The sequence below is a fragment of the Streptomyces sp. NBC_01288 genome, from assembly GCF_035982055.1.
GTDB lineage: Bacteria > Actinomycetota > Actinomycetes > Streptomycetales > Streptomycetaceae > Streptomyces.
Genome location: NZ_CP108427.1, coordinates 3457506 through 3470412, shown reverse-complemented (window position 1 = coordinate 3470412; position 12907 = coordinate 3457506). Strand labels below are relative to the sequence as shown.

Below are 12907 nucleotides of genomic sequence, written 5' to 3'. Positions count from 1 at the left end.
CGGCCCGCCAGGGTGGCCGCCCCGGCCTTTCCTCAACTCCCGCCCCCAAAGGGGCAGTCAGGAGCACTTCCAGCATGTCCGAGAACGTCGTACGCCTCGTCAAAACCCCGCCGACCGTTGCTGAGCCGGACGGGACGCCCACGGTGCTGACCGTGGTGCCCGACGCCCCGCCGGCGCCCGTGGTGCCGTTGTGGGTGCGCTCGGGGCGGGCCGTGAAGACTGCGGTCACGCACGAGAACACCAAGTCCGCCGCCCGCGCGGTCGCCCGCCACAGCCTCTACACGTTCAACGGCGGGCGGATCGTGGCCCGCCGCACCTGGGACGGGAAGACCGGGGCCCGTTACGAGCGGATGATCCGCGCGGCGGAAGCCGCGGGGAACCTTGAGTTGGCGGAGGAGTGGGAGGAGCGGTTGCAGCGCTTCCGCGCCGCCCGCCACCACCGCCGCATGGATCTGCTCCACTCGCCCGTGGAAGCCGCCAAGGGCGTCGGAGTCGGCGCCGCCATGAGTGTCGGGGTGCTGGTCGCGCTCGGGGTCGTGATGGCCATCAACACCCACGATGTCACCGATGTCATCACGCCGTTGATGGCCACGATCGACTTCATCGCGACCCTGATCCGGATCGTTCAGGTCATCTGGCCCACCGCTGTGATCCTCGGTCCGCTGTTCGCGCTGCTCGGTCTGTGGGCGGTCGGCAGCAAGCAGCAGGCCGCACCCCAGTGGGCGCTCCCCGCCAACGTCCGTACCGGCGAGGGTGAGCCGATCACCCCGTCCATCGTCGTCAAGGCCCTGCGCGACCTCGGGGTGCCCGCGCTGCGCAACGCCATCAAGGAGATGGGCGACGCCGGCGCGGCGATGCTCGGACCGATCCGGATCGCCGGATGCGGAGTCGAGGTCGACGTCACCCTCCCGTCCGGGGTGTCGACCAACGAGGTGCAGAACAAGCGGCGCAAGCTGGCCGAGAACCTCGCGCGGCACGAGCACGAGGTGTTCATCACCATCCCGACCGCCGCCCGCACGGTCCGTCTGTGGGTGGCCGACTCCGGGGCGTTGGATGAGCCGATCGGCCCGTCGCCGCTGGTCACCGACGAGACGATGACCGCCGACTACACCAAGGGCAAGGCCCCCTGGGGGCAGGACCTGCGCGGGGACGCTGCCGCGCTGAGCGTGTATCAGCGCCACCTGCTGATCACCGGGTTGTCGAACCAGGGCAAGACCGTCGCCCTGCGCTCCCTGGCCCTGTGGCTGGCGCTGGACAAGTCGGTGCAGTTCCTGATGGGCGACCTCAAAGGCATCGGCGACTGGAAGATGTTCGACGGCGTGGCCACCACCCTGATCCAGGGCCCGACCGACGAGCACGTCATCCAGGTGACCGAGATGGTCGAAGGCGCGGTGGACGAGATGAACCGTCGTCTGATGGCGCCGCCCGGCACCGTGTTCCCCGCGCTCATCGTCCTCGTCGACGAGGCGCAGGTCGCGTTCATGTGCCCGCTCAAGGACGACGAGGGCCGCTTCTACGGCGGCTCGAAGGCCACCTCCCGCTACTTCATGGCCGTCCGCAAAATCCACAACCAGGGCCGTGCCGTGAACGTGCTGATGTGGCAGGGCACTCAGGACCCCACCGACCAAAACCTCCCCAAGCTCGTCCGCGAAGGCGCCCACACGCGGGCCTCGCTCGCCCTGGGCACCGAGTCGCAGGCGCGCATGGCGCTGGGAGACAAGGCCGTCGACGGCGGCGCCGCACCGAACCTGCTGCGCCCAGGTCTGGATCAGGGAACCCTCGTCGTCGCCTCGTCGGGCATCGACATTCCCAAGGGGCAGTCGTCGATCACGGTGCGCACGCACTACGTCGACGACGACGCGGCAGAGGCCATCATCGAGCGCGCCAAGGCCCTGCGCGACGGCGTCACCACGCTGACCGTCATCGAGCGCGGCGAGGACCGCGACCCACTCGCGGACATCCTCGGGGTGATGGGCGATGCGTCGCGTCTGCTCACGCTGGACATCCTCAAGCGCCTCGCCGTGCTGGACGAGGCGGCCTACGACGGCTGGACGTTCGGCGACCTCAAGCGCGTGCTGGAGGCCGAGGGCGAGGAGCCCAAGAAGTCCAACGGGCGCATGGTCGTCCACCGCGATCACGTCCGGCGCGCCCTCACCAACCGCGACGACGAGGGTTCCGCTTCCACCGCCGGATGACAGGGAGGCACACCCTCCCAGGGCAGGGAGGCGGGGCAGAGTCCCCGCCTCCCTGCCTGACCCCGCATCCCCCGCATTGATCAGCGGAAACATCATTTCGGGGAGGCGGGGAGGCACCCCAGGTAAGCCCCCTGAAACCCCCTCCAGAGCGCCCCTCGAAGGGGGTGTCCCTGCCTCCCTGATCCATGTTCGGAAGGGATTCCGCATGCACCCCGAGACCACCCCCGGCACCACCCCGCCGGACGCCGTGATGAGCGACGTCGAAGCGGCTGCCGAGGCTCGCCGGATCATCGCCGACGCCTACCGGCCCACCGCCTACCGCGACACCACCCCCGTCCCCGCCCGGGGAGACACCCCGCCCGTGGCGCAGCCGGGACGCCCCCCGATGAGCCAGGGCGCCACCGACGCGAGCGTGCTCATGCTCGCCGGCGGCGTCACCACCACCATGGTCGGCGGCACGGCCGCTGTGCTCATGTACGTGTCCCAGTACGCCAACCCGCTCGTGTGCGCGCTCGTCTTCGGCGCCCCCACCGCCTTGGTCCTCGCGCTCTCCCGCCTCGCCAGGCACGCGAAGCCCGCCCCCGACATCCACCAGCACTACGAGGGCCCCGTCTACCAGGACCAGCGCAACATCCACACCCGGACCACCGGCTTGTGGGCCAAGACGCACAACGACCAGGACTGACCGCACCGCCCAACGCCCCAACCGCCCGACCGAGAGGAATCGCGCATGATGCGCATCCGGCTCAAGGCCCTCGGCTGCCCCCGCAGGACACTCTCGCTCATCGACACGGCCCGCCCCGACTGCCCCAACTGCCGGGGCACCGGCGGCATCGCACACGACTACGGCCACCCCGAGACGGGCGAGTACGAGGGCACCCGCTGGGAGCCCTGCCTCTGCTGCCCCTGCCGCGCTGGCTGCGCCGCACCCCGCGCGGCGGCTACAGCAGCGAACCGCCCTTCTAGCCGCGCCAAGGTTGGCTCCGCAACGCTCGGTTGCCGAGTTCGAACCTCGATCAGCGGTTGTACGACTGCCGTTCGACCTGGTTGAGGACCTGGTTGGCCAGCTCCATGAACCTGCTGATTGACGGCGCTTCCACGAACAACAGCTTGCCGCGATCGCTCCCGTTCCCGAACCCGCAACCGCTGTCACGGACCAGAGGCGTCAGCCAGTGAACGGTCAGGCGTTCGGCCGCGAAGTAGACGACCGGCCGATCAGACCACGAACCGCCCGAGGCATGGCTCCGGCAGCTCGCCGCTGGAAAACACCCGACGGAGGAGAGCGCAAAAGACAGTCCCGCCACCCCGATCTCCAAGCCGTCCAGGACGCCTTCCTCACGGTCGCCGTCCCCGACGATCTCCAGAATCTCGCTGCCCGGGTGGCGCTCCGCGAAGCCGGCCGGCAGGGAGTCGGGATCACCGCTCTCCACGGCGCCGGCGACGGCCTCGAACTCCTCAGGCGTCGTGGTCACTTGATCCACCAGGTGAGCCAAGTGCCGCTCTTCTTCCACGATCGCGCGGGCCTCCTCGTGGGTGACACCGCTGATGTCCCACACGCCGCGGAAGAAGCCGTATCCCTCCTCGCTGATCTCGTCCTCCGCAGGCATGTCCATGGGCACACCCTCCGGGAATGACGGATCGACCTTCACGTCGATGAGTGGGATCACGAAAACCTCCTGATGGCTGCCGGAACACCCCGGTGCACGCCGAACGCCCACCTCTAGCCACGCCAAGAGCGACCCCGACCTCACGCCAATGAATCCGGGGCCGCTCTTTGTCCACCAGCACCCTCAACAGGACTGGAGACATTCAGCATGACCGATCCAACCGACATCCGGCGAGCCCTCATCGAGCCGCCGACGATCGTTGCCCTGTGTGCCGGCTACGGCGGACTCGAAACGGCGATCCGTTCCGGGATCGGCGGCCAGGTCGCCGCGTTCGCGGAGAACGACCCGTACGCCGCGGCCGTGTTCGCCGCGCACCACCCCCAGGTGCCCAACCTCGGGGACATCACCACCGTCGACTGGCAGATGGTCCGGGACCTGTACGCGCCGGACGTGGTCGGCGCCGGTTTCCCCTGCCGCAACATCTCCAACGCTGGACGAAGGGACGGAATCAATGGCCAGTGGTCTCGGGTCTGGAAAAACGTCGCTCAGGCTGTGGGCGTCCTTCGACCGCGCCTCGTCTTCCTGGAAAATGTGGCGGCGATCCGCTCGCGGGGGCGGGGCCTGGACGTCGTCGCCGCAGACCTGGCCGCGCTCGGGTATGACGCGCGGTGGACATGTCTACGAGCTGGTGACCCCGAAGTCGGCGCCCCGCACCCGCGGGATCGCTGGTTCGCAGTTGGCTATCCCGCTGATGCCGACCCCGACCACGGCGGACGGTACCGGTGGGCCCGGCACCTCCCCCAACCGCAAGGGCGGACTGAACCTGCGCACCGCCGTGACCAGGCTGCCGGCGCCCCCGGAGGAGTGAGTCTGTTCCCCACGCCCACCGCGGCCGATTCGAGGGGGACCGCGAATTTCAGGGCCGACGGATCACCGTACGGAACCGGGTACGGCAGCACCCTGACGGACGCCGTCCGCAACCTGCTGCCCACCCCGGCCGCGCGGGACTGGAAGTCGGGCGCCTCCAACCTGTTGGGCCGCAACGCGCGGCCGTTGAACGAGGTGGTCGTCAACCTGCTGCCCACCCCGACCGCACACCGCTACGGCCGCAACCGGTCTGCCTCGCAGGGTGCGAGCTCGCGTCCGTCCATCGAGTACCTGGCCCGCGACCTGGCCGACGGCCAGCAGTGGGTGGCAACGGACGGCACGGACTTCGGGCCCGCGATCCGCCGGTGGGAGCGCGTGACCGGGCGGCCAGCGCCGTGCCCGACCGAGCCCGGCACCCGCGGCAACCGACGCCTGTCGCCGGCGTTCGCAGAATGGCTCATGGGCCTGCCCGCCGGCTGGGTCACCGCCGTTGACGGCATCCCCCGCAAGGAACAACTCAAGATCCTCGGAAACGGCGTTGTGCCCCACCAGGCCCACCACGCCTACGGCCTCCTCCTGGGCGCCCACACCACCGCGCGGCGGGAATGGGGGACCGCAGCATGAGCCACCTGCGGACCGCGCTCGACCTGGCCGCGCACGGCGTGCCGGTGCTGCCGCTGCGGGCGGGGAAGGTCCCGTTCGGCAACTGCCGTACCTGCGCGAAGAACGCGTGCGGCGGCCGGCCGAACATGAAAACCCCCGGCCCCTGCCAGTGCCCGGGCGTCTGCCACGCGTGGGCCGCCGCCACCACCGACCCGAACGTCCTCAACTCCCCTCAGTGGGCCATCGCGTGGCGGCGGGCGGCGGCGGTCGCCTACCACCCTGGAGGCGCCGGGGTGACCGTCGTCGACCTGGACAACGCGGCAGCCATCGCGTGGGCCCGCGCGACGCTGCCCACCACCCGGACCGTGCCGACGACTCGCGGTGAGCACTGGATCTACCAGGGCACCATGCAGTCCGTGAACGCGGTCCGGTCCGGCATCGACATCAAGTCCCTTACGGCGTACGCCCGTTGGCTCGGAACCGGAAACGGCTCCATGGCCTCTCTACCGGACGCTGTGCGCTCTCTGGCATTGAGGCAACCGTCTACGACCCACAGGGCGCCGCAGGCAGCCTCAGCGCCTCTGAGGGGGCAGGGCGGGGTGTGCCCGCACCGTACGCCCGCCTTTCTTGACCGTGGGATCGCCATGGCGGAGCGGCAGATCACCGGCGCCCGGGAGGCGATCCACTCGACCGTGTACCGGACGTTCCTGGCCGTGCTGTCGACGCATGGGCGGTGCGGCTGCCTCACGGACACGCACGTCGCCCGGCTGTTCACCGCCGCGCAGGCCAAGGGCGAAACGCCCCGGCACTGCACCGACGCGTGGACCAACGCCCTGACCACGTTGGGACTGTGACATGTCCGAGGACGAGAAGAACCCCGCCCGCGAGATCATCGCGGACTACGCGCAATCCCACTTCCGCTACTTCCGCACCGCAGACGGGACCGTGTACGCGCAGCGCAACGGCCACCCCGTGGCCCGCCCGATGCGCTCCCAGGGCACCACCGGCAGCCACCGGCAGGAACTCATCGTCGGCATGTACCGGGACGGGGTCGGCGTGTTCAACGGGACCGCGCTCAAAGAGGCGTTGGACCTGATCGAAGCACTCGCGCTGTACGAGGACACGCACGCCGTGAACATCCGCGTCGCCCCCGGCTTCGACGGGGCAACGTGGCTGGACTTGGGCCGCGATGACGGGCAGTCCGTGCGTATCCACCCGACCGGGTGGGACATCCTCACACCCGACCCGCAGGAAGTGTGCTGGCGGCGCACCCAGCTCACCGGGGAACTCCCCCTGCCTGTCAAGGACACGAACGGCAAGGGCATCGACCTGTTGATGCGGCTGTGCAACTTCTCCGGTGCGGAGACCGAGTGCCTGGCCATCGCGTGGCTGATCGGCTGCCTCGGACCCTCCGTGCCCGTCCCCGCCCCCTTCCTCACCGGCCCCCAGGGCGCCGGGAAGTCCACCGGCGGACGCATGCTCGTGCGGATCATCGAGGGCATGAGCGGTGACCTGCGCCGGGCCCCGAAGGATGAAGAGAACCTGATCGCAGCCGTGGCAGCGGGATGGGTCACCGCGCTGGACAACCTCTCGCACATGACGCCAGACCTGTCGGATGCGATGTGCTGCATCGTCACCGGGGCCGAGAGCGTCAAGCGGGCTCTGTTCACCGACGGGGACGTGTTCCGCGTCGGCTACCGCCGGCCGCTGCTCCTGACCGGTATCGATGTGGGAGTCATCCGGCCCGACCTCGCCGAACGCCTGCTCCCGCTGCGGTTGGAGCGGCCCCGCGTGCGGCGGACCGAGGCGGAGTTGTGGGCTGAGTACGCGGAAGTCCTGCCCGTCGTGCTCGGCTCACTCCTGGACCTCACGGTCAAGGTCCGCGCGGCGCGGGCGGAGACCCCCACCGACCTACGCATGGCCGACTTCGCGCACCTCTGCGCGCAGCTCGACGCGGCCACCGGACTCGGGGCGCTCGCCGCCTACCGGGCCCGCCTGGACGACCTCAACGACGACGTGATCGAGGGCGACCTGCTCGCACAGACCGTCCTCCGGCACGCCGACACCATCGAGCCGGGCACGGCGGAGCGGATGACGTCCACGGAGTGGCTCAACTGCCTGAGCCGTCTCTACAGCGGCGACGACTGCCGGCCGCTGCCCAAGGGGTGGCCGACCACCGGCAAAGTCCTCTCCGACCGTCTCAAGCGCCTACAGCCCACCCTCGCCGCCCGGGGTGTCCTCGTCGACACGGGCCGCACCAGCGAAGGCAGGTACCTCGAAATGGCCCGCCCCGCCGCACCACCCCCCTACGAGCAGCAGACGCTCTGACCGCGCTCCGCAGGCTCACCCGGACAAACAAGAGGAGCACCGGCGCGCGATGCGGCGCGTGCTCCTCTTGCTGTTCGGCGCAGCGCGCCGCCCCAAGAACGCGCCGCGTAGCGGCCCCTTCTCTGCTCTTTGAGAGCGGCTCCGACTACGACAGACCCCCCCTGTTTGTCCTAAGAGGGGAAACGCTGCGTCATGTGCGTCATGCGAGCCGGAAAACGGCCCCTGATCTGCGATGACGGGCATGACGCAGACGGCCGCGCCTGCGTCATCCTGCGTCATCTGCGTCATGGTCCGCGTCACCCATGACGCAGCCCATGACGCACCCATGACGCAGGCCTCACCCCCTGCGTCACTCAAAGCCGCAGGTCAGAAGCCTGAATGACACTGATGACGCAATGACGCAGAAATCCGCACCTAGGACAGGCACCGCCCCCGCCCCCATGAACGAAGCCCCGAAGGAGTCTCACCGTGGCTCGCCCCAAGCTGCTCGAACTCCCCGACCCCCCTGACCGACCGGACCCCCGCGCGATCCTCCGGGAAGGCCTCCCGGACCGGTACCTCACCCCCGACGACATCGCCGAGATCTTCGAGGTCCCCAAAGAGACCGTCTACCAGTGGCGCAAGAAGCACGTCGGCCCGCCCGGATTCCGCATCGGCAAACACCTGCGCTATGACCCCACCGACGTTCGCGCCTACGTCACCCAACGCAAGAACGAGGACCAGGCCGCCGCCTGACCCAGCCACAACCTCACAGCTCAACACCCCAGGGAGGGCCACACCGTGGCCCTCCCTTCCCATGCCCCGAAGGGAACACCCCCGCATGGCAGGCCACATCCAAGACCGCTGGTACAAGACCGAAACCGACACCAACGGCAAGGAGAGCAAGGTCAAGACCGACCGCCACGGAACCGGCCTGCGCTACCGGGCCCGCTACGTCGGCCCCGACGGCACCGAGAAGTCCAAGAGCTTTCGCGACGGTCAGAAGCGGCTCGCTGACCAGTGGTTGAAGGACATCGAGGCCGACATGACGAGTGGTCAGTACGTTGACCCCCGTGCGGCCAAGACGACGTTTCAGCAGTACACGGAAAAGTGGCTCAGCACTCTCGGGGCCGACCCCAACACCATCGAGTCCATGAACTCCCAACTCCGGTTGCACGCCTTCCCGTACATCGGGTCTCGCCCGCTCGGGTCGTTCAAGCCGGAGCACATCCGTGAGTGGGTGGCACAGCTCGAAGCGAGCGTGCCCGGCTCATACGGCCGGATCATCTACGCGAACGTGCGTGGCGCCCTGAGCGCTGCCGTTGACGACGGATACCTGAGCCGCAACCCGGTTTCCGCGCGCTCCGTCAAGCCGCCGGCGGTTGACCCCAAGCGCGTGGTGCCGTGGTCGGCTGAGCGCGTGTTCGCGGTGCAGGCCGCGATGCCTGCGCGGTACCGGGCGATGGTCGACCTGGGGGCGGGGTGCGGCATGCGGCAGGGGGAGATCCTGGGCATCGAGGTAGACGCGCTCGACTTCGACTCCGACACGCTCCACGTGGTCCAGCAACTCAAGCTCAGCAGCAGCAAGCCCGTGTTCGCTCTGCCGAAGGGCGGCAAGACACGCGACGTGCCGATTCCTGGGCCCGTGGCCGATGCGCTCCGGGCCCACATGAAGCAGTTCCCGCCGGTTGAGATCACCCTGCCCTGGAAGACACCTGACGGCCCGAAGGTGACCAAGCGGCTCGTCTTCATGGCGCCGGGCGGAAACCACGTGTGGCGTACGAGCCTGAACGAGGAATCATGGAAGCCCGCTCTCGTGGCGGCCGGAGTGATCCCCAAGCCTGAGACGAAGGCAGATGGGTATGCCGCCGCTCGCGAGCACGGTATGCACGCGCTGAGGCACTTCTACGCGTCCGCCCTTCTGGACGGCGGGGAGAACATTAAGGCCGTCAGTGAGTACCTTGGTCACAGCAATGCGGCCCTGACGCTGAGGATCTACGCCCACCTCATGCCGAGCAGTCAGGAACGCACGCGCACGGCGATTGCGACCGTCTACGACAACGCCCCACGTCTGGCCTGACGGTGAGCCAGGCCCGCTAGTGCCAGAGGGCGCGCTGGCACTAGCGGGCCATTCGGTGAGTAGTGGCGTGGACGACGTTGCGCCAGCCCAGCTTCTTCTTCGTGCACTGTCAGTGACCTGCCGGTTCTCCGACCATGCGGTGGATTCTGGTCCGGTGGACGACCCAAACGCCATCACCAATGCTGAGGGACCGGGTGTGCATGAGGGCGCGCAGATCTGGTGGCCACATAGTGGCTGCTGTCCAGCGGGCTCCGGAGAGGCGCAGGAGACCGCGGCTGCTGGCTTCCCACGGGCCGGAGTCGATGTCCATGAAGATGGCGCCGCTGAGGTCGGCTTCTTCGAAGTCGGCCTTCCAGAGCAGGGCACCGGTGAAGTCGACGTCTCGCAGATCTGCACTGCCAAGGTTGGCACCTCGAAGATCTGCCCCCCTCAGATCGCAACCTCGGAGTCTGCCTCGCATGAGTTCGTGCCGTCGCAGATCTGTGCCCCTGAGGTCGGTCCCCTCCAGGTTCGCCGTGTGAAGAGCCGTCCGCAGGCATGCACCTCTCAGGTCGGCGCCCCGCAAGTCGGTATGGCTTAGATGGGCATTCCTCAGATCGGCGCCCCGCAAGTCGGCGGCGTGAAGGATCGTGTCCGAGAGCGTTGCTTCCCGTAGGTCGGCACCGGCAAGGTTGGCGTGGGCGAGGGTTGCGCTCCGAAGGCGCGCGTAGCGCAGATCAGCGTCCGTCAGATCAGCCTGCCGCAGGTCACACTCGTTCAAGTGGGCGTCCCTCAGGTCGGCTGTGTGCAGGTTGGCGCCTTCCAGAGTGGCCGAGGTGAAATTGGCTACCTGGAGATTCGCGCCGCGGAGGTCAGCCTCCCTGAGATCCGCGCCGCGGAGGTCAGCGCCGCGCAGGTTCGCGTCCGACAGCACGACTCCGCGCAGATTGGCCTTGGGCAGGTCCACGTTGACCAGCTGCGCTTGCGATGCGCCCCCGGCCCCGCTGCCTGCGCGTTTCGAGTACTTCCTCAGTTCACGGGCGGGTTGACGGTGCGGTGTGCCGGGGCTAGGCGCAGAGCGAAATGCCGGCGCGCGGCGCGAGAGCACGGAGATAATGCGGCCAACGAGGCCGTCTGCACGCATAGCAGTCAATCTCCCTTGGGGGCGGAAGTTGTCTGTCCGGCTGCCGTATTGGATCGAGCAGGCAGGTTCCCTGGCTGCTGTTCCGGCCCCGTTGGGCTGCCGTCCACCTGTTGCAGCGGGACGCTCTTGTCGCCGTGGATGACGAGTGGGACTAGCACGGTCACCTTCTCCAGGACCAGCGGCGCGGTGGCACCCGTAAGCACGGCGATCCAAGCCGAGGCAGTCTGGGGCGACGTACTCACCACGGTCGCAGACAAGCCCGCGCCGATCGCGATGCGCAATGTGCCCGCGATGGTGTAGGCGAGTAGGCCCGGTGCGGCCAACTCAATGGGCGGCTGATGGCCATGATGATTCGGAGCAACCATACGATCAGGGGTGAGCGTGCTCGCCCCCACACTCCACGGCAGTCTGCGCCACCGGCGAACCGCAGTGATGTAGTCCAGCGCTTCCATGGCGAATCCGCCAAAGGCGCCCCACGCCATGCCTTCCCAGAATTCCATGGAAGGGACGATAAGAGCGCGTCCAGAGGGCCGTGATCGATGACGGAAAGCAGGGAACACGTGAACTGAATCGTCGCTCCCACGACCTGACAAAGGCCAAGCGGTGGCGCATCGTGACCAATCGCGATTCCCGCAGTGTCTGATGCGGCCCTGCCCTCGCAGCGTGGAGCTTGTGATGACAGGGGACGTTGGGAGTCATGGGGGAGACGCGTCGGAGGTTCAATCCGACAAGACTCAGCGCTCGGCCTGACGGCCCACAGACGGCCCACGGCTCTCTACGGGAACGCCAGTTGGTGGAAACCTGCTGGTAGAAAGCCTGTGGGGCCGTGGGCAAGTTTCTATGAGCCGGAGAAGACTGGGGCGTACCTGGCTTCTGTGGCCGGGGCCTAGTCGCCGTTGGGGTTGTGGGGAGTGGGCGGCTGCCGGTCCGATGTGGCTGGTCGCGCTCACGCGGCGGAGCCGCACAATGTCTCAGCCCCGCGCCCCTTCAGGGCGCGAGTCTGGACGTACTGCTCCAAGGATTGGGTAGGACGCGATGGGCGACACCTGGACCTTCTCGCCTGTGCGGGGGGCCTGCACCACTTGGCCTGCGCCCAAGTACAGCGCCACGTGTGTTGCCTCGGGGAAGTAGATGACCAGGTCGCCGGGGCGGAGTTCGTTGAGTGGGACTCTGGGCAGCTCGGCCCACTGCTCTTGGCTGGTCCTCGGGATTGTCGTCCCCGCGTAGCCCCAGGCCTCGGACGTCAGGCCCGAGCAGTCGTACGTCTTCGGGCCCTCCGCGCCCCACTCGTAGGGCTTGCCGATCTGTTGTACGGCGTAGCGCAACGCCCGGTCGCCCTCGCGTGAGGGTTCGCGGGAGTCGTCGCCCAGTGCGCCTGAAGTGACGAGCTTCTGCTGGGCCTTGTCGACGTCGGTCTTCTCGAAGGCGGCCAGCGCGGTGAGTTGGTCGGGGGTGAGGGACGTGAGGAGCTTCTCGACGTCGGTGAGGCGCTTGCGGACGTCGTCCTGGTCCTTCTTCTGGTGGGCGGCCAGGGTGAGTTGGGTGTCCAGGGCCTTGCGGGCCTCGCGGGCCAGGCCGTCGCTCTTCTTCTCGCTGCCGACCAGGCGGCCCACCGTCTCGGCGCGCTCCCGCGCCAACTGGCCGATGACATGGCCCTCGTCGAGCGCGTGCTGCGGATCGCGGGCGAGGAGCAGTCGTACGTACGGGGAGATGGCGGTGCTGTTCTGGTACTGCTCGCGGGCCAGGCGGCCGGCGGCGCCTCGGCTGTCGTGCAGGGTGAGGCGGGCGCGGGAGAGTTCGGAGTCGAGGCGGTCGACCTCGGTGCGCTGCTTCTTCAGCTTCTCCTCGGTGGCGTTGTACGTCTCCGAGGCCTGTTCGGCATCGCGGTACAGGGTCTGAAGATCCGTCAGCAGTTCGGCGACGGGGCGTTGTCCGGGTGCCTGTGGTTCGGGTACGGCCGCGGCGGGCAGCGGGGCGAGGACGGTGCCGGCCGCCACCGTTGCCGTACAGACCAGACGCAGAAGCCTTCCTGACACGTCATCACCTCCGGTGCGCGGCGGGCCTTCCGCCCCGCACCGTGAGCATCAGTCGGGGGCGGCGGGTCCGCGCGCGGGGTGTGCGCGGT

Annotated in this window: 11 protein-coding genes; 7 read left to right on the top strand and 4 right to left on the bottom strand. The window is 68.6% G+C overall.

Annotated elements, in window-relative coordinates; genetic code table 11:
* The first annotated feature begins 74 nt into the window (after positions 1-74).
* On the top strand, positions 75-2195 hold the full coding sequence (locus OG194_RS14875; RefSeq protein ID WP_327401331.1) for an FtsK/SpoIIIE domain-containing protein: 2121 nt from the start codon (positions 75-77) through the stop codon (positions 2193-2195).
* 205 nt (positions 2196-2400) lie between these two features.
* Positions 2401-2880: a hypothetical protein gene (locus OG194_RS14870; protein ID WP_327401330.1), complete on the top strand. Its 480-nt coding sequence runs from the start codon at positions 2401-2403 to the stop codon at positions 2878-2880.
* Positions 2881-3211: 331 nt separating this feature from the next.
* Here OG194_RS14870 and OG194_RS14865 read toward each other — a convergent pair whose 3' ends face one another.
* The gene (locus OG194_RS14865; RefSeq protein ID WP_327401329.1) at positions 3212-3862 is read right to left on the bottom strand and encodes a hypothetical protein; all 651 of its coding nucleotides are present in this window, start codon (positions 3860-3862) and stop codon (positions 3212-3214) included.
* A 147-nt stretch (positions 3863-4009) separates the two neighbouring features.
* Here OG194_RS14865 and OG194_RS14860 point away from each other — a divergent pair, with 147 nt between their 5' ends.
* The 5 genes from OG194_RS14860 (at position 4010) to OG194_RS14840 (ending at position 9659) form a co-directional block, all read left to right on the top strand.
* Entirely contained in the window at positions 4010-5293 is a 1284-nt protein-coding gene (locus tag OG194_RS14860) for a DNA cytosine methyltransferase (protein ID WP_327401328.1), read from the top strand.
* Entirely contained in the window at positions 5290-6126 is an 837-nt protein-coding gene (locus tag OG194_RS14855) for a bifunctional DNA primase/polymerase (RefSeq protein ID WP_327401327.1), read from the top strand. Before OG194_RS14860 ends, OG194_RS14855 begins: the two co-directional genes overlap by 4 nt.
* Before the next feature lies 1 nt (position 6127).
* Complete coding sequence (locus OG194_RS14850) at positions 6128-7600, top strand: ATP-binding protein (RefSeq protein WP_327401326.1); 1473 nt, start codon at positions 6128-6130, stop codon at positions 7598-7600.
* A 468-nt stretch (positions 7601-8068) separates the two neighbouring features.
* Positions 8069-8335, top strand: coding sequence for a helix-turn-helix domain-containing protein (locus OG194_RS14845; RefSeq protein ID WP_327401325.1), 267 nt, complete (start codon positions 8069-8071; stop codon positions 8333-8335).
* Between the two features lie 85 nt (positions 8336-8420).
* The gene (locus tag OG194_RS14840) at positions 8421-9659 is read left to right on the top strand and encodes a tyrosine-type recombinase/integrase (protein ID WP_327401324.1); all 1239 of its coding nucleotides are present in this window, start codon (positions 8421-8423) and stop codon (positions 9657-9659) included.
* Between the two features lie 109 nt (positions 9660-9768).
* Here the strand turns inward: OG194_RS14840 and OG194_RS14835 are convergent, their stop codons facing one another.
* The 3 genes from OG194_RS14835 to OG194_RS14825 form a co-directional block, all read right to left on the bottom strand.
* Positions 9769-10782 carry a pentapeptide repeat-containing protein gene (locus tag OG194_RS14835; RefSeq protein WP_327401323.1) on the bottom strand — a complete coding sequence of 338 codons (1014 nt, stop codon included), beginning with the start codon at positions 10780-10782 and terminating at the stop codon, positions 9769-9771.
* Between the two features lie 5 nt (positions 10783-10787).
* Positions 10788-11282 (bottom strand): hypothetical protein, encoded by a 495-nt coding sequence (locus OG194_RS14830; protein WP_327401322.1) that lies wholly within the window; start codon positions 11280-11282, stop codon positions 10788-10790.
* 471 nt (positions 11283-11753) lie between these two features.
* Entirely contained in the window at positions 11754-12818 is a 1065-nt protein-coding gene (locus tag OG194_RS14825; protein ID WP_327401321.1) for a C40 family peptidase, read from the bottom strand.
* Positions 12819-12907: the final 89 nt, after the last annotated feature.